Origin of the sequence: Arthrobacter sp. ISL-30 (assembly GCF_018613855.1) — a bacterium.
Taxonomy (GTDB): Bacteria; Actinomycetota; Actinomycetes; order Actinomycetales; family Micrococcaceae; genus Arthrobacter.
This window is the reverse complement of record NZ_JAGGPK010000039.1, coordinates 21,329-36,468: the sequence shown is the minus strand read 5'-3', so window position 1 is coordinate 36,468 and position 15,140 is coordinate 21,329. Positions and strand designations below refer to the sequence as shown.

Annotated in this window: 17 protein-coding genes; 6 read left to right on the top strand and 11 right to left on the bottom strand. The window is 62.0% G+C overall.

The genetic code is table 11. The annotated features are described in order from the left end of the window. Positions 1 to 12 precede the first annotated feature (12 nt). Entirely contained in the window at positions 13 to 486 is a 474-nt protein-coding gene (locus J7E82_RS15230) for a hypothetical protein (RefSeq protein ID WP_214864090.1), read from the bottom strand. 71 nt (positions 487 to 557) lie between these two features. On the opposite strand from J7E82_RS15230, the gene J7E82_RS15225 reads away from it, so the two are divergent. From J7E82_RS15225 to J7E82_RS15215, 3 genes are all read left to right on the top strand, one after another. Beyond that, positions 558 to 1,337 (top strand): enoyl-CoA hydratase, encoded by a 780-nt coding sequence (locus tag J7E82_RS15225; protein ID WP_214864088.1) that lies wholly within the window; start codon positions 558 to 560, stop codon positions 1,335 to 1,337. Between the two features lie 66 nt (positions 1,338 to 1,403). Continuing rightward, a complete protein-coding gene (locus tag J7E82_RS15220) occupies positions 1,404 to 2,222 on the top strand; it encodes a CPBP family intramembrane metalloprotease (protein ID WP_214864086.1) in 819 nt (272 codons plus the stop codon). A 51-nt stretch (positions 2,223 to 2,273) separates the two neighbouring features. Next, positions 2,274 to 2,951: a TetR/AcrR family transcriptional regulator gene (locus J7E82_RS15215; protein ID WP_214864084.1), complete on the top strand. Its 678-nt coding sequence runs from the start codon at positions 2,274 to 2,276 to the stop codon at positions 2,949 to 2,951. A gap of 45 nt (positions 2,952 to 2,996) precedes the next feature. Here J7E82_RS15215 and J7E82_RS15210 read toward each other — a convergent pair whose 3' ends face one another. Next, positions 2,997 to 3,251 carry a hypothetical protein gene (locus J7E82_RS15210; RefSeq protein WP_214864082.1) on the bottom strand — a complete coding sequence of 85 codons (255 nt, stop codon included), beginning with the start codon at positions 3,249 to 3,251 and terminating at the stop codon, positions 2,997 to 2,999. Positions 3,252 to 3,534: 283 nt separating this feature from the next. On the opposite strand from J7E82_RS15210, the gene J7E82_RS15205 reads away from it, so the two are divergent. Then, entirely contained in the window at positions 3,535 to 4,071 is a 537-nt protein-coding gene (locus J7E82_RS15205; protein ID WP_214864080.1) for a hypothetical protein, read from the top strand. Positions 4,072 to 4,187: 116 nt separating this feature from the next. Here the strand turns inward: J7E82_RS15205 and J7E82_RS15200 are convergent, their stop codons facing one another. From J7E82_RS15200 to J7E82_RS15185, 4 genes are all read right to left on the bottom strand, one after another. Then, positions 4,188 to 4,427 (bottom strand): hypothetical protein, encoded by a 240-nt coding sequence (locus J7E82_RS15200; RefSeq protein ID WP_214864078.1) that lies wholly within the window; start codon positions 4,425 to 4,427, stop codon positions 4,188 to 4,190. A 79-nt stretch (positions 4,428 to 4,506) separates the two neighbouring features. Continuing rightward, positions 4,507 to 4,971, bottom strand: a complete 465-nt coding sequence (locus tag J7E82_RS15195; protein WP_214864076.1) for a DUF4383 domain-containing protein — start codon at positions 4,969 to 4,971, stop codon at positions 4,507 to 4,509. Positions 4,972 to 5,044: 73 nt separating this feature from the next. Continuing rightward, positions 5,045 to 5,572, bottom strand: coding sequence for a MarR family winged helix-turn-helix transcriptional regulator (locus J7E82_RS15190; protein WP_214864074.1), 528 nt, complete (start codon positions 5,570 to 5,572; stop codon positions 5,045 to 5,047). Between the two features lie 30 nt (positions 5,573 to 5,602). Continuing rightward, the gene (locus J7E82_RS15185; protein ID WP_214864072.1) at positions 5,603 to 7,357 is read right to left on the bottom strand and encodes an AMP-binding protein; all 1,755 of its coding nucleotides are present in this window, start codon (positions 7,355 to 7,357) and stop codon (positions 5,603 to 5,605) included. A 268-nt stretch (positions 7,358 to 7,625) separates the two neighbouring features. On the opposite strand from J7E82_RS15185, the gene J7E82_RS15180 reads away from it, so the two are divergent. Both J7E82_RS15180 and J7E82_RS15175 read left to right on the top strand, forming a co-directional pair. Next, on the top strand, positions 7,626 to 8,759 hold the full coding sequence (locus J7E82_RS15180) for an acyl-CoA dehydrogenase family protein (RefSeq protein WP_251041955.1): 1,134 nt from the start codon (positions 7,626 to 7,628) through the stop codon (positions 8,757 to 8,759). 93 nt (positions 8,760 to 8,852) lie between these two features. Beyond that, complete coding sequence (locus J7E82_RS15175) at positions 8,853 to 9,170, top strand: DUF6221 family protein (protein WP_214864067.1); 318 nt, start codon at positions 8,853 to 8,855, stop codon at positions 9,168 to 9,170. A 161-nt stretch (positions 9,171 to 9,331) separates the two neighbouring features. On the opposite strand, the gene J7E82_RS15170 is transcribed toward J7E82_RS15175, so the two are convergent. The 5 genes from J7E82_RS15170 to eat are packed head-to-tail and all read right to left on the bottom strand — an operon-like array spanning position 9,332 to position 15,096. Continuing rightward, complete coding sequence (locus J7E82_RS15170; protein ID WP_214864065.1) at positions 9,332 to 10,114, bottom strand: 3-oxoacyl-ACP reductase; 783 nt, start codon at positions 10,112 to 10,114, stop codon at positions 9,332 to 9,334. An 11-nt stretch (positions 10,115 to 10,125) separates the two neighbouring features. After that, positions 10,126 to 11,496, bottom strand: a complete 1,371-nt coding sequence (locus J7E82_RS15165; RefSeq protein ID WP_214864063.1) for an aldehyde dehydrogenase — start codon at positions 11,494 to 11,496, stop codon at positions 10,126 to 10,128. Then, positions 11,493 to 12,257 carry a gamma-glutamyl-gamma-aminobutyrate hydrolase family protein gene (locus J7E82_RS15160; RefSeq protein ID WP_308113867.1) on the bottom strand — a complete coding sequence of 255 codons (765 nt, stop codon included), beginning with the start codon at positions 12,255 to 12,257 and terminating at the stop codon, positions 11,493 to 11,495. Before J7E82_RS15160 ends, J7E82_RS15165 begins: the two co-directional genes overlap by 4 nt. Continuing rightward, a complete protein-coding gene (locus J7E82_RS20795; protein WP_285289745.1) occupies positions 12,238 to 13,617 on the bottom strand; it encodes a glutamine synthetase family protein in 1,380 nt (459 codons plus the stop codon). The genes J7E82_RS15160 and J7E82_RS20795 overlap by 20 nt, the downstream gene beginning before the upstream one ends. Positions 13,618 to 13,662: 45 nt before the next feature. Beyond that, positions 13,663 to 15,096: an ethanolamine permease gene (gene eat, locus J7E82_RS15155; protein ID WP_214864059.1), complete on the bottom strand. Its 1,434-nt coding sequence runs from the start codon at positions 15,094 to 15,096 to the stop codon at positions 13,663 to 13,665. Positions 15,097 to 15,140: the final 44 nt, after the last annotated feature.

The following is a 15,140-nucleotide window of genomic DNA, read 5'->3' as shown; positions in this document are numbered from 1 at the left end:
AAGAAGGCGAGCTCATCGCTTCACCGGCGTTCCACCACAGTTCATGAGCGGATAAGGGGCCTGGTCAATCATCCATCTGCCATTGACCTTCACCAGGGAGAACGCGTCCTCCATCTGCGTTTCAGACGGTCCAAAGGGTCCGCCGGAGTAGGAGTTGACGATGGAGACCTTCACCGTCGCGGACTCGGCTCGCTCGGTCGTCGAGACCAAGACGATGCGGGAGGCCTCCATCGTCCCGTAGTAGCCACTGCATCGCGCCTGCGCGTCCTCCGTCAGATAGGACTTCGCGGCTGCGGTGTCCCCCTCAATGACCGCGCTGCTGTATCGCTGGACAACTCCTGCGGGGGTTGACTCCTCCAGCGTTTTGGGATCTCCGCGCAAGAAAACCACGGCCACTGCTGTCACGACCAGCACTGCGATGACGGAGACGATGACGATGACGATTCGGTCCTTTTTCCCGGCAGTTTTTCCAGTCGTTGTGTTCATGCAGCCAGTTTGGCCTACCGCGGGTAGCCTGAACAGACGGTGAATGCCATGAATAAAGACAGGGGAGAGGCTTGGCTGACGAGTATCGCAATATCCTGGTGGAGCAGCGTGGACGGGTGGGGCTCGTGACGCTCAACCGCCCCAAGGCGCTCAATGCCCTCAATGGGCAAACCATGTCCGAATTGGTCGCGGCCGTGACGGCGATGGACCAGGATACCGGCGTTGGTGCGGTAGTGATTACGGGCTCCGAAAAGGCCTTCGCTGCAGGAGCGGACATCAAGGAAATGGCGGACAAGGGCTACCTGGAAATGTACGCCCTCGACTGGTTCCGGCAATGGGAGGACCTCACCAGGCTCCGCATCCCGCTCATTGCGGCGGTTTCCGGCTATGCCCTAGGAGGAGGCTGCGAGCTCGCCATGATGTGCGACATCGTCATTGCCGGTGACACCGCCCGATTTGGCCAGCCGGAAATCAATCTCGGCGTCATCCCGGGCATGGGTGGCTCGCAGCGGCTAACTCGCGCAATCGGCAAGGCCAAGGCTATGGACCTGATCCTGACCGGTCGCACCATGGAAGCCGAGGAGGCAGAGAGGGCAGGGCTGGTGTCCCGGATCGTGCCCGCCGCCGACGTCGTCGAAGAGGCACTGAAGGCCGCGGAGGTTATCGCCTCCAAGTCCAAGCCTGCGGCCATGCTTGCCAAGGAAGCCGTGAACGCGGCTTTTGAGACGGGACTCGCCCACGGCGTGGTCTTTGAACGCAGGCTCTTCCACTCCTTGTTTGCCTCTGACGACCAGAAAGAGGGCATGGCCGCCTTCGCGGAGAAGCGGGAGCCGGTCTTCAAACATTCCTAGAGGGTGGCCGAGTGGCCTTCCCTGATGGATGATCGGAAGACGGAACAAAGTGAGGTTCTTCAGCTCATGAGTGTCTCTACATCCCCGCAAACAATCATCAGGCAACGGCTCAAGCTGGTTCCAGCGGTGCTGGTATCCGGGGCCGGCTTTGTCTTGTTCGCCCTGGAAAACCGGCTGTTGGGATTTTCCCTGCTGGTGCTGGCGTTGCTGGCCGCCGGCTTCATTGACAGGCAGTTGCTCAAGGATCTTTCCCTGATTGGAGTCGGCCTGGCGGTGATGTCGGCGGTGCCGATCACCACGGACATCAGTACCGAACACATGGTGGTTATGGGGACGGCCATGATCGTTGCGGTGGGGTTCCCCTATTTCGTGTCCCGTTTCGTGTTCAAGGACCATGCCGTGCGGTTTCCCGTCCTGACAGGGCAACGCTGGACGAAAGCCGAGAAATGGTACCTGCCGGTCGTGCTGGTCCTGGGGTACGCGGTGCTGCCCGTCTATATGGTTCGGACGGAGGTCTACCGGAACTGGCCGGCGGCCTCAGACACCGAAGACATCTTCCGGCTGTTCCTTGGCACCAATGCCTTGGGCATCTGGGATGAGTTGTTCTTCATCTGCACAGCCTTCACCCTCTTGCGCAGGCACCTCCCGGAATGGCAGGCCAATATCCTGCAGGCCGTTCTGTTCACGTCCTTCCTGTGGGAGCTTGGGTTCAGGTCGTGGGCCCCATTGTTCATCTTTCCGTTCGCCTTGCTGCAGGCGCGGATCTTCTCGGCCACGAAGTCGCTCTCCTACATCGTTTCCGTGCACTTGCTCTTTGACTTCGTCCTGTTCCTGGTCCTGCTGCACGCCCATAACCGCGAGTGGATAGACATCTTCCTTTATTAGGGAGAGGCATAGACAGACAGGTCTGTCTGTTGCCGTGTAGACTGTGCGACGATGAATTCCCCAGAGCAGCCCTTTATAGAGCCCGCGCCGACAGAAACCCTGGAGGCGCCGAAGCTGCCTTCTTCGGTTTCCGATATCGAGCCCGCCCCGGCCACCACTCCGAGCCGCAGCCGTGTCGATGCCACTGAACGTGTCCTGAACGTGGCCTACGACCTCTTTTCCCGCCGCGGAGTCCGGGACGTCGGCATTAATGAGCTGATCGCCTCCTCAGGTGTTGCGAAGGCTACGTTCTACAGGCACTTCCCCTCCAAGGACGATGTGGTCCTGGCGTTCCTCGAACGGCGGGACCAGGTCTGGACCGTGGAGCTGATTATCGAGGAAGCCCGCAAGCGTGCAACGACACCTTCGGAACAGCTGCTCTCCATCTTCGACGTCTTTGCGGACTGGTTCCGTCGGGACGATTTCGAGGCCTGTTCCTTCATTAACATCCTGCTGGAGATGGGCCCGGGACACCCCTTGGGGCGGGCGAGCATCGATTACCTCGCGAGAATACGTGGCCACATCCAGGTCCTCGCCGAAGAAGCGGGACTGAGGGATCCGGAAGATTTTGCGCGGTCTTGGCACATCCTCATGAAGGGTTCCATCATCTCCGCCTCGGAAGGCGACCTGGAGGCATCCCTTCGGGCCCGTCAAATGGGTGGATGGCTGATCGACCACCACAGAATGTAGGCTCACGCCCAGGCTGGTCGCGCAGGCTGGTCGCGGCGCCGACGCTCACGCCACGATAATCCCGACATGGCCGTCGCGTTGCATCAAGTGTTCCAGTAGGGCCTCTTCCGGCCGGCCCGGATGCCTGGCCACACAGCGCTCAAGCCGGCTCCGCAGATACTGTTCCTCCGGGGCTGTCCCCTGCAGGATGTCCTCAATTATGGCTCGCGCTTGACCCCTGATTGCGCCGTGTTGCTCCCCAAAGACTCCCTGTTCTGAATCAGGGGCGGCGAGTACCAGGAGCATCAATGACTTCGACATCGGAGTCTCCTCTCAACATGACCGTGGAGGCTGGTTCTCCGGCCGACTCGGTCCTTATTGGCGCTTCGTGACCCCGGCAATCAGATGCATTGGAAGAATATTACTCCCGCCAGACAGCCCTGTCTTGTGTTTTTTCCGAGCCCCTTTCGGGAAATCAATCAGCATGCTTATTATTCTGTAGTCGCCTGTCCTGAAAAATCGACAGCTGCTCTGCGGCGGCTGCCTTCGTGGCACCGCTGCTTTCGATGAATCGGCCATCAGTACACAGCAGGAGGAAAGCATCATGTCAGGAAATCTCTTTGCACGGTCCATACACGACCTCACAGCCGGCGCCTGGTTCGGAAGTGCCCTCATGGGGGCCATCGGACTCAATGGGGCGGCCGCGGAAGCCCGGGACCCGGCCGAGCGGACCCGGCTTTCCAGCCTTGGCTGGAAGAAGTGGGCTCCTTTCCAGGCCGCTGCCTTCATCGCCCATATCTTTGCGGGCATGGCAGTGACGTGGGAAAACAAGGGGCGGCTCCTCAAGCAGGAGGGCGTAGGCAGGCTAAGCATCTACAAGGCCGTGGTCACCCTGGCGGGTGCAGCGGTGACGTTCTATGCCGGGATACTCGGGAGCAAGGTTGAGAAGCTTTCAGAGGAGGGCGGTGAAGGTGCAACGGAGCCCAGGCCGGGAGCGTCCGAGGAACTCAAGGCTGCGCAGAATCAGCTGAGGATCCTGCAATGGGCCATTCCGGTCTTTGCCGGCTGGGTGATCGTCCTCGGTGCAAGGCACGGAGAAATGCAGCGCCCCAAGAACTTCCTGCAAGGGCTCGTGAAGTAGTCCCCCGCAACGTCGTTCCATGTCGAAACAGGCCCCGGTTCAGTGTCCGTCACCGTACGTCTGTCACTGTACGTCGTCACTGTCCCGGGGCCTGTTCCTGCCCCTCCAATTCGCGCTTAGTCCGAGGGTGTCGTGTTGACGATGCTCTCGGGATCGGGCTTGGCTTTCTCGACGTCGTCCGTTTCCTTGCCGGGGCCCGGGCCGCTGTCCTGCCCGCCTTCCTGCCGGGAAGGCTTTTCCTTGGTTCCCTCGTTCTCGCCGGTCCCCTCCAGCGGCCTCCCGACGTCGGGAATGGTAGCTTCCGTGTCTTCCGCGGCTTCGCCGGCGGATTCTGTCTGGCCGTTATCGGTAGTCATAGAACTTTCCTTCCTGGCTTTCCGTTGACAGTTGGTCCCTGAATGCGTTGATCAGGCGGTGCTGTTCAGGCGGTACTGTTCAGACCGGGCGCTCTGCGCCGCGCGGGGAGTGCGAGAGGATCAAGCCCAAGCCGAGGAGGACAATGCCCAGTCCGAAGTGCAGCCAATTGTCCGCGGTATTCACCGGTATGAAGTTGGCCGGTAGGTTGCTGCCGAAAATCAATCCATAGAGCCACAGCACCAAATAAATAGTGCCGCCGCCGATCAGGAAATTCCGCGACGCTGACGGCGTGCGCCACATAACCATTGCTGCAATGCCGAACAGCAAATGCACAATATTGTGCAGGATCGAGACCTGGAAATATCCCAAAAGCATGGCGTCGGACTCATGCCCCGCAAATTGCACCGATTGATAATTGGTGGTGAATCCGGGGATGAACCCGAAGATGCCGACCACCAGGAAAACAAGGCCCAAGCCTACGGTCGCCTTTTGAATGTCAGTGCGCAGCCGTTGGGATCCCGGGGCCCGCTCATCTACTCCCATGATGTTCCCCCTTTGTTCGCTGGATTGGAACATAGGTGAAGATAATGTCAGTATACTTATTTTTCCGCGGATTTTACCGGGTTGAGAGGTCGTCGACGTCGTTAAAGTCGCCCGCCCTGCGCCGGAATGAACCGAAAATACGAATCAGGTGTTCAACATCATCGTCGGCAAAGCCTGACTGGGAAAAAACCTCGTTGTTTAGTGCCGCCGTCGCACGTTTTGCCATGGTGCGCCCCTCCGTGGTGAGTTCAACCAGCGTGGTGCGTCCGTCCGTCGGGTGCGGGGATCGGACAACCAGCCCGGACTTCTCCAGGCGGTCGACGGCGTTGGTGACTGACGTCGGGTGGACCTGGAGCAGTGCGCTGGCCTTGTTCATGGGAAGGGCGCCGGTACGGGCGAAGCTCAACAGGGCGAGCAGTTCATACCGGGCGAACGTCAGCCCGAAAGGCTTCAGGACGTTCTCGATGCGGGCCAGCAGGATCTGTTGGGTGCGCATGATCGCGGTGATTGCGGCCATGGGTGCAGCGGTATTTCCCCAGCCGGAACGCTCCCAGTTGCGCTGCGCGTCGGCAATGGGGTCGCGGGGGAGTGGGTTGGCCATGGTGCCTCCTGACACTCGGTTCCAGTCAGCCTAGTCCTTCAAATCCGGGAAATCGGACTCGGAATATTCCATGCCAAGCCCCGCCGGAAGGCTCGTCCCGCCATGCCGTAGTTCCTCGGTGTGCCGCAGTTCCACCCGCCGAATTTTGCCGGAGATCGTCTTGGGCAACTCGCAGAATTCCAGGCGACGAATCCTCTTGAACGGCGCGAGGTTCTTCCGGCAGTAACGCAGGATTTCTTCAGCGAGTTCCGGCCCCGGCTGATGGCCGTCGGCCAGCACAATGAACGCCTTGGGCACGGACAGCCTGAGCGGATCGGGTGAGGGTACGACCGCGGCCTCCGCCACGGCTGGATGCTCGATGAGGACGCTTTCGAGTTCGAAGGGCGAGAGTTTGTAGTCGGAGGACTTGAAGACGTCGTCGCTGCGTCCGACATAGGTGACGATGCCCTGGGGGTCGCGACTGGCCATGTCCCCTGTGTGATAGTAGCCGTCCCGGAATGCTTCGGCTGTCTTCTCCGGGTCGCCGTAGTAGGACTTCATGAGTCCAACGGGTGGTGGATCAAGGCGCAGGCACAGCTCGCCGTCGTCGCCTTCCTGCCCCGTTGCCGGGTCTACCGGCACGACGTCATAGCCAGGCAGCGGCCTGCCCATGGAGCCTGTCTTGACCGGCTGGCCCGGGGTATTGGCGATCTGGACGGTGGTCTCGGTTTGCCCGAAGCCGTCCCGGATGGTCTGCCCCCAGACGCGTTCCACTTGGCCGATCACTTCGGCATTAAGCGGTTCCCCTGCGGAGACCACTTTCGTGGGAGGGCTCTTCAGCAGGGTCAGGTCCGCCTGAATGAGCATGCGCCACACGGTGGGCGGGGCGCAGAAGCTGGTGACGCCCTCGCGGTCCATCTGCTCCATCAGCGCCCTGGCGTCGAAGCGCTGGTAGTTGTAGACGAACACGCATGCCTCCGCGATCCAGGGCGTGAAGACGTTGGACCAGGCGTGCTTGGCCCAGCCGGGGGAGGCGACATTGAGGTGCACGTCGCCGGGTTCCACCCCGATCCAGTACATGGTGGACAAGTGGCCCACGGGATAGGACGTGTGGGTGTGCTCCACAAGCTTTGCCTTGGACGTGGTGCCGGAAGTGAAGTAAAGCAGGAGGGTCTCGTCGGCTTTGGTGGGCGCATCGGCGGTGAAGTCCGCCGAGGCGCCGGCCGAGTCGCCGTAGCGGAGGGTGGGCCGTGCGACGTCGGACGTGCCGCCGTCGGCGGGGGAGGTAACTGTGCCGCCGTCGGCGACCTCAATAAGGGTGTACTGGCCGGGCACCTCTGAGAATTTCTCAAGGTTGGAGCTCCCGACGGCGGTCCAGCGGGCCTTACCCCGCTCCACCCGATCCCTGAGATCCGCGGGGCCCATGAGGGTGGTGGTCGGGATGAGTACGATGCCCAGCTTCATTCCGGCCAGCATCAATTCCCACAGTTCCACCTGGTTCCCCAGCATCAGGATCATGTGGTCGCCGCGTCGGACTCCCTGGTTGCGCAGCCAGTTTGCCACCTGATTTGAGCGCGCCGAGAGCTGTGCAAAGGTTCGGCGTGTGGCGCTGCCATCCTGTTCAACGATGACCAGTGCCGGATTGCCACCCTTGGCGGGGTCGGCGGCTATCTGGTCGAACCAGTCCAGTGCGAAGTTGAAATACTCGAATCGCGGCCACTGGAATTCCTTGCGTGCCTGACGGTAGTCGTTCCGTAAGGCCAGTAGCCTGTCGCGGGCGGAGCGGAATTCATCGGAGACTGCCATAGTCCACCTTTCGGCCTTCATGCCTGCACGGCAGAGGGCTTCCTGTTCAAGCGGCGGTGCCCTCCCTAGTGATCCCCATCACCTTGCAATATACTAGGACATCCAAGGGTTTGGAAGTGTCGGCGGCCTCTTGAGTACCCCAGCGGCCGCCGTTCGCGTACGACGAAGGAGTCACATGCCGGTGCCACAAGCGCGTCCCGTCCAAGCAGCCGCCGTACCCAGGCAGCATCGAGCTCACCGTGCGCTTCCGTTTCCAGACGCGGACCTCATGTACGTCGTGGACCTCCTCCCGGAAGGCGAACGACGTCGGTACGCGGAGGTGCGGGAGTTCCTGCAGTCACGGATCCGGCAAGCCTCGATCGACTACTGGAACCGCGAGGAGTTCCCCTTTGGGCTGCTTGCCGAGATGGGCAAATACGGCCTCGGCGGCATCCAGGTCGACGGGACGTCCAAGCTGTTCAAAGGCCTTATGTATGTCGAAGTAGCGCGGGCTGATGTGTCCCTCTCTGCACTTGTGGGTATCCACAACGAACTCATCGTGGGCATGATCAACGAGCTCGGCTCGGAAGAACAGAAACGGCGCTGGCTTCCAGGGCTTACTGCCTTCACGCAGCTTGGAGCGTTCGCCCTCACAGAGCCGGACCACGGCTCGGACATCGCGGGCGGCTTGGAGACCACCGCGAGGCGGGACGGCGGTGAGTGGGTGATCAGCGGCGCCAAGCGCTGGATCGGGGCCGGGACGATCGCCGAGTTCGCGCTGGTCTGGGCGCGGGATATTGCCGATGGCAGGATCAAAGGCTTCATTGTCGAGACCGACCGGGCCGGTTACAAAGCGACCAAGATCCCGCACAAGATCGGCCTGCGGATCATGCAGAACGCTGACATCGTCCTCGACGACGTAAGGGTCCCGGCGGCGAATCTCTTGCCCGGGGCTACTGATTTCGCCGCCGCCAACGATCTCCTGCGGGATTCGCGTGCCTGGGTGGGCTGGCAGGGGGCGGGCATCCAACTGGCGGCGTTCGACGTCGCGCGGTCCTACATCCTGGAACGCCGGCAGTTCGGCAAGGAACTGGCCAGGTTCCAGCTCATCCAGCAGCAGCTCTCGGAGATCCTGGGCAACGCGACAGCGTCGCTCGCCCTCATGGTGGAACTCGCCCGGATCCAGGAGGCCGGCAAGCTGGAGATGGCCCAGGCAGCCATGGCCAAGGCCACTACCACCAGGCTGGCTCGTTCGTCCGTGGCCATGGGGCGTTCGATGTTGGGCGGCAATGGCGTGAGCAGCGATTTTGAGATGGGCAAGCTCTTCGGCGATGCCGAAATTCTTTACACCTACGAGGGGAGCTACGAGATCAATTCCCTGATTGTGGGGCGGGCCGTAACCGGAAGATCCGCGTTCGTCTAGTCCTAGCTCCCCTTTGGGGTCCTACGAGCCGTTTCGAGCATAGGCGTACTGATGTGCGAGAGGGAGGTGGGCTTGGGCGAGTAGGCTCTGGCTATGGACGTTGTGGAGTTCCTCTCGGAACGGATCGACGAAGATGAGGCCGCGGCGAGGAAGCTGCTGAAGGACCGCTCGGTGTCCAAGTCGGGGCGATGGTACGAGGAGCGGCTCCTGCGCGAATGCCAGGCGAAGCGCACATTGATCGCCGTCGTCGAAGAAGCGCGCCAGGCCGCCCTCGCCAGCCTGGTCGGCCAGGATCCGAATGCCGCCCCCTGGAATCCGGAAGCCATAGAGTGGACTTCGCGGGCACTGAACGCCATCGCGTTGCCCTATGCCGAGCACCCCGATTACCAGCCGGACTGGCGACTGCTCTGAGGAGTTGAGCGCGCTGGAACTCCCCACCTTTGACGTAGGATGCCGGAGCAAGGCACCGAAATGCCGGCCAGGACCGTCGTCGTCGCGCCTCAAAAGCGGGGAGATCCAGCGGCAAGGGGCAGGGCCATGAGCACGGTTCTGCCCCCTTCAACAAATTACCCCTACGTCAGCGGGGTGACGTAGGCTCCGGAAATGCCACCGTCTACCAGGAAAGTTGACGCCGTGATGAAGGAGGCATCGTCACTGGCCAGGAACGCGACTGCGGCCGCGAGTTCCTCGGGCTCGGCGAACCGCCCTAGCGGAACGTGGACCAGTCGACGCGCCGCCTTTTCCGGATCCTTGGCGAAGAGTTCCTTCAACAGGGGAGTGTTGACCGGCCCCGGGCAGAGGGCATTTATGCGGATGCCCTGGCGGGCAAACTCGACTCCGAGCTCCCTGCTCATCGACAGGACGCCCCCCTTGGAGGCGCTGTAGGAAATCTGCGAGGTAGCCGCCCCCATGACGGCCACGAAGGATGCGGTGTTGACGATGGATCCCTTGCCCTGTTCCTGCATGTAGGGGATGGCGTACTTGCAGCAGTAGTAGACGGAGGTCAGATTGACTTCCTGGACCCTGCGCCAGGCGTCGATGCCGGTGTCCAGGATCGAGGCGTCGTCAGCCGGGGAGATGCCGGCGTTGTTGAAGGCGATGTCCACGCTGCCATACGTTTCCTTGGTCTGGGCGTAGAGGTTTTTGACCTCCTCTTCGCTGGTGACGTCTACCTTGACGAACAGGCCGCCCACCTCGGCGGCGGCACTCAGCCCTGAGGTGGGTTCGATGTCGGCGATCACAACGTTGGCGCCTTCTGCTGCCATCCGGCGAGCGGTGGCCAGGCCAATGCCGCTGGCGCCGCCGGTGATGACTGCGCTGCGCCCGGCGAGGCGGTTGGAAACTACTGCTTTCATTGTTGCTCCTTCTAAGCTGGGTTGGTCGAGATGAAGACGTTCTTGGTTTCGGTGAAGGCATCCAGGGCATCCGGCCCAAGTTCGCGGCCAAGACCCGACTGCTTGAAGCCCCCAAACGGCGTGGAGTAGCGGACCGACGAGTGCGAGTTGACGGACAGGTTGCCGGATTCGACGGCCCGGGCCACCCTCAGCGCCCGATCCACTTTGGACGTCCAGATGGAACCGGAGAGGCCGTAGTGGGTGTCGTTCGCGATCCTGATCGCATCGGCTTCGTCATCGAACGGCACGACGGCGACTACCGGGCCGAAGATCTCCTCCCTGAAGGATGGGGCGTCCAGATCCGGCGTCAAGACTGTTGGCGGGAACCAGAACCCCGGCCCCTCGGGGGCCTTACCGCGGAAGGCAACGGGGGCGCCGTCGGGCACAAATGAGGAAACAGTTTTCAGCTGCTGTGCCGAGATCAGCGGGCCCATCGCGGTTGTGGAGTCCGCAGGATCTCCGACGCCCAGGCCCAGGACTGCCGGCTCCAGCAGTTCCAGGAAGCGGTCGTAGGCGCTGCGCTGGACCAGGATGCGCGAACGGGCACAGCAGTCCTGTCCGGCGTTGTCGAAGGCACCTCCGGGGGCAGCCGCCGCGGCGAGTTCGAGGTCGGCGTCGTCGAAGACTATGTTGGCGCTCTTGCCTCCCAGCTCCAGGGTCACGCGCTTCACCTGTTCTGCACAGCCTGCCATGATCTGTTTGCCGACCCCCGTGGAGCCGGTGAACACGACCTTCCGCACGGCCGGATGCGTGACAAACCGTTGGCCCACGATGGATCCCTTGCCAGGGATCACCTGGAACACGCCGTCCGGAATCCCTGCTTCGAGCGCCAGCTCGCCGAGTCGTAGGGCTGTCAGGGGAGTGACTTCGGCCGGCTTGAGCACCACGGTGTTGCCCGCGGCAAGGGCCGGTGCAAAGCCCCAGCCGGCAATCGGCATGGGGAAGTTCCAGGGGACGATGACGCCCACCACGCCTAATGGCTCGTGGAACGTTACGTTGACGCCGCCGGCAACGGGAATCTGCTTTCCAAAATGCCGTTCAGGGGCGGCGGAATAGTAGTTCAGGACGTCGCGGACGTTGCCCGCTTCCCAGCGGGCATTCACGATCGTATGCCCGGCGTTCCTGACTTCGAGCTGCGCCAGGTTTTCCAGGTCCGCGTCGACGGCGGCCGCGAACCGCCGCAGCAGCAGTGAACGGTCAGCCGGGGCAATTGCCCGCCAGGATTCGTAGGCTGCTGCTGCCCTTGCTATGGCGGCGTCTACTTCCGCCAGCCCGGCAAGGGGAACTGTTTGGATGATTTCTTCCGTGGCCGGGTTGATCACGTCAAAGACCGTCGTGGTCATGCGGGAAACATCGCTTTCGTAGTGTTGGTTAGGTTGTTGTTTGCCCGGAATCCTGCCGCAGCTTCCACGAATCCCCGGAACAGCCGTAGGTCACCGGGGTTCTGTTCCGGATGGAACTGGACTGCCAGGACCCAGCCGCCGTGGTTGCTCTCCAGCGCCTGGACGGTTCCGTCCGCTGATCGCGCGGTGACACGAAGGCCCCTGCCCAGTGAATCAACGGCCTGGTGGTGGTAACAGGGGGCCGTGGCGGAATCACCCAGGAAACCGTGGATCAGGCTCCCCGGACTGGTTCTGAAATCCACCGCCCCATAGACACCCGGAGCGGGTTGGTAGTTGGCCGTCGGGTTGATGTCCGGGATGTGCTGGATCAGCGTGCCGCCCAGGTTGACGTTCAGGATCTGGGCGCCACGACAGATCGCGAACAGGGGGAGCCCACGGTCAAGTGCGGCGCTGGTCAGCAGGGAATCGTGCCGGTCCCGTAGAGGCTGGGACTTGGTTTTGGGGTGCGGCTCTGCCCCGTAGAGGGAAGGGTCGACGTCGGGACCGCCCACTACGATGAGTCCATCCACGAGGTCCAGGACGGATTCGTCCGTACCTCTTGGCGGGAGCAGGATCGGTGTTCCTCCGGCCGCAACCACAGCCTCAACATACGCTCCCGGGAGAATCGCCGCCGTCGTGTTCCACACGCCCCAGGAGGCCTCTTGGAAATAGCTCGTCAACGCGATCCGGGGACGGTAGGTATCAGAGTCGTTCGAAGCCACGAACACGCTCCCAGTCGGTGATGGCGCCGTCGTAAGCGGCCAGTTCAACTCCTGCCGCGTGGACGTAGTGATCCACGACGTCGTCGCCGAAGGCCTTCCGGGCAATGCTGCTTTCTGCCAGAAGGTCGCGGGCGTCCCGCAGGGTGGTGGGCAGGCGTTTGGCATCGGATTCGTAGGCGTTGCCCTTGGTGATCGCCGGAAGCGGCAGCTCGTTTTCCAGGCCATGGATGACGGCGGCAATCATGGCGGCAACGGCGAGGTAGGGATTCACGTCACCGCCGCCCACCCGGTTTTCCGTGCGCAGGCCCCGCCCGTGTCCCACCACCCTGAGCGCGCAGCTGCGATTGTCCAGTCCCCAGGCGATTGCAGTGGGTGCAAAGCTGCCTTCCACGAACCTTTTGTAAGAGTTGATGTTGGGTGCGAGGAAGTATGTCAGTTCCCGAAGCGCCGCCAGCTGTCCGGCCACGAAGCGTTCCATGACGGGACTGAAGCCGTGTTCACCATCCCCGGCGAGGACGGGATTGCCGTCCAGATCAGTGAGGCTGAAGTGGATGTGGCAGGAATTCCCTTCGCGCTCATTGAACTTGGACATGAACGTGATGCTCTTGCCGTGCTGGTCGGCGATTTCCTTCGCACCGTTCTTATAGAACGTGTGTTTGTCGCATGCAGCGAGGGCCTCGTCGAAGCGGAAGGTGATTTCCTGCTGGCCCAGGTTGCATTCGCCTTTGGATGATTCGACTATCAGTCCGGCCGCTTCCATGTTGGTGCGGATGGAGCGGATAACCGGTTCAAGGCGGGCCGTGGCCAGTAGCGAGTAGTCCACGTTGTACTGCGTGGCAGGGGTGAGGCCGGTGTAGTTCTTGTGCCAGGCCTGGCTGTAGGAGTCGTTGAACATGAGGAATTCCAGCTCGGTCCCCGCGTGGGCGCGGTAGCCGAGCTTTTCGAGCCGTTCGATCTGGGCCTTCAGGATCTGTCGGGGTGAGGCGGCAACTGGTGTCCGGTCAGTCCACAGTACGTCGCACTGCACGATCGCGGTGCCTTCAAGCCACGGGACGAGGCGAAGCGTGGCGACGTCCGGAAGCATCACCATGTCGCCGTACCCGGTTTCCCAGGAGGACATGGCGTAGCCGTCTACGGTTTTCATCTCGACGTCGACGGCGAGCAGATAGTTGCAGCCCTCGGCGCCGTGGTCCAGGACGTCCTCAAGGAATGAGCGTGCGCCACAGCGCTTGCCCTGCAGCCTCCCCAGGGCGTCCGTGATGGCAACGATCACGGTATCGATCTCGCCGGCTGCCACGAGCTCCCGCAGCTTGCTTACAGATAGCTGCTGGTTCGGTTGTTTACTCTGAATATTCATCATGGCTCCGCTATGTGGTGCTTCGTTGGGAAATGGGAGGGACTCGGCCTAGGACTTCAGTTCGGCCTCTGCCCGGGCCAGTTGGGCAAATTCTTCTTCGGGAGCGCCGGCCACAATCCGATGCCTGCTGTAGAACCAGTAGTAAAGGAGCGCGGCGGCAAAGATGAGGGCGGTTATGGAGGCGGCAAAAACGTCGACGACGAACGTTGCCACCACTGCGACAGCGGACAGAGCGAGGGCGATCGACGTGGTGACGATTCCGCCCGGCGTCCGATAACCGCGTTCCAGCCCTGGTTCCTTCTTGCGCAGGACGATGTGGGAGAGATTGAGCAGTACATAGGAGACGGTGGCCCCGAAGACTGCGATGTTGATCAGCAAAGCCCCGTCCTGGATCACCGCTGCCAGCAGGAAGCCAATGGTGCCGGGGACGATCAGTGCCCAGTAGGGGGTACGTCGGGCTCCCGTGAGGGAGAGCCAACGCGGCAGGTAGCCCGCCCGGGAGAGCGCGAAGAGTTGGCGTGAATAGGCGTAGATGATGGAGAAGAAGCTGGCTACAAGGCCGGCGAGTCCGGCGTAATTGATGAAGTCAGCCAGAAGGGTGTTGCCCCCGTAGGCGACGCGCAGAGCCTCTGGGAGGGGGTTGTCGGATTCGCTCATGGCCTGGGATCCGGCCGCGCCGGGAACGAGTACCAGCATGAGTGCGCCGAACACCACCAGGACAACAACGGCAACGATGATCCCTCGCGGCATATCCTTCTTGGGGTTTGAGGTTTCTTCGGCAGCGAGCGGAACGCCTTCGACGGCCAGGAAGAACCAGATGCCATACACCAGTGCCGCGAGCACGCCGCTGATTCCCATCGGAAGGAAAGCGCTGGAACCTGCCGATCCGTCCGGCACGATGTCGAACAGCCGGGAAGGCTCGAACTTGGGCAGGAGCCCGATGGCTGCCGCTATCAGGGCTACTGTTGCAACGGCAGTGATGGCAAACATGATTTTCAGTGCTTCGCCCACTCCCCTGAGGTGGATCCAGACGAAGATCACGTACGTGACGAGGTAGACCGGCCAGGAATTCGTGAGTCCAAACAGGCCAAGAGCCTCTATGTAACCGCCGATAAAAGTCGCGATTGCCGCCGGCGCCACGGCGTATTCGATGAGGACGGCCACGCCTGTGGCGAAACCTCCAAGGGGTCCCAGCGCTCGACGGGCGAACGCATAGCCGGCACCCGCCGTCGGGAGCGTGGAGGAAAGCTCCGCCAGACCGAAGACCATGCACGTGTACATGACCGCCATCAATACGAAGGCAACCAACAGTCCGCCCCAGCCGCCTTGGGCGAGCCCCAGGTTCCAGCCGGCAAAGTCTCCGGAAATGACGTAGGCCACGCCGAGGCCTGCCAGCAGGATCCAGCCCGCCGCACCTCGTTTCAGCCGCCGATGCTGCAGATACTCGTCCTCGCCGCCAATGGGCTGGCGCACTGCTTCCATGCGTGTTCCTTACGTCTGAGGAATGCCTGTGGCAAAGTTTCAAG

Coding starts and splice junctions, on each gene's coding strand:
- J7E82_RS15190 (WP_214864074.1), bottom strand. CDS start 5,572: ATGGCCAACCCACTCCCCCGCGACCCCATTGCCGACGCGCAGCGCAAC.
- J7E82_RS15210 (WP_214864082.1), bottom strand. CDS start 3,251: ATGTCGAAGTCATTGATGCTCCTGGTACTCGCCGCCCCTGATTCAGAA.
- J7E82_RS15205 (WP_214864080.1), top strand. CDS start 3,535: ATGTCAGGAAATCTCTTTGCACGGTCCATACACGACCTCACAGCCGGC.
- J7E82_RS15170 (WP_214864065.1), bottom strand. CDS start 10,114: ATGAAAGCAGTAGTTTCCAACCGCCTCGCCGGGCGCAGCGCAGTCATC.
- J7E82_RS15165 (WP_214864063.1), bottom strand. CDS start 11,496: ATGACCACGACGGTCTTTGACGTGATCAACCCGGCCACGGAAGAAATC.
- J7E82_RS20795 (WP_285289745.1), bottom strand. CDS start 13,617: ATGATGAATATTCAGAGTAAACAACCGAACCAGCAGCTATCTGTAAGC.
- J7E82_RS15230 (WP_214864090.1), bottom strand. CDS start 486: ATGAACACAACGACTGGAAAAACTGCCGGGAAAAAGGACCGAATCGTC.
- J7E82_RS15175 (WP_214864067.1), top strand. CDS start 8,853: ATGGACGTTGTGGAGTTCCTCTCGGAACGGATCGACGAAGATGAGGCC.
- J7E82_RS15185 (WP_214864072.1), bottom strand. CDS start 7,357: ATGGCAGTCTCCGATGAATTCCGCTCCGCCCGCGACAGGCTACTGGCC.
- eat (WP_214864059.1), bottom strand. CDS start 15,096: ATGGAAGCAGTGCGCCAGCCCATTGGCGGCGAGGACGAGTATCTGCAG.
- J7E82_RS15200 (WP_214864078.1), bottom strand. CDS start 4,427: ATGACTACCGATAACGGCCAGACAGAATCCGCCGGCGAAGCCGCGGAA.
- J7E82_RS15195 (WP_214864076.1), bottom strand. CDS start 4,971: ATGGGAGTAGATGAGCGGGCCCCGGGATCCCAACGGCTGCGCACTGAC.
- J7E82_RS15215 (WP_214864084.1), top strand. CDS start 2,274: ATGAATTCCCCAGAGCAGCCCTTTATAGAGCCCGCGCCGACAGAAACC.
- J7E82_RS15180 (WP_251041955.1), top strand. CDS start 7,626: ATGTACGTCGTGGACCTCCTCCCGGAAGGCGAACGACGTCGGTACGCG.
- J7E82_RS15220 (WP_214864086.1), top strand. CDS start 1,404: ATGAGTGTCTCTACATCCCCGCAAACAATCATCAGGCAACGGCTCAAG.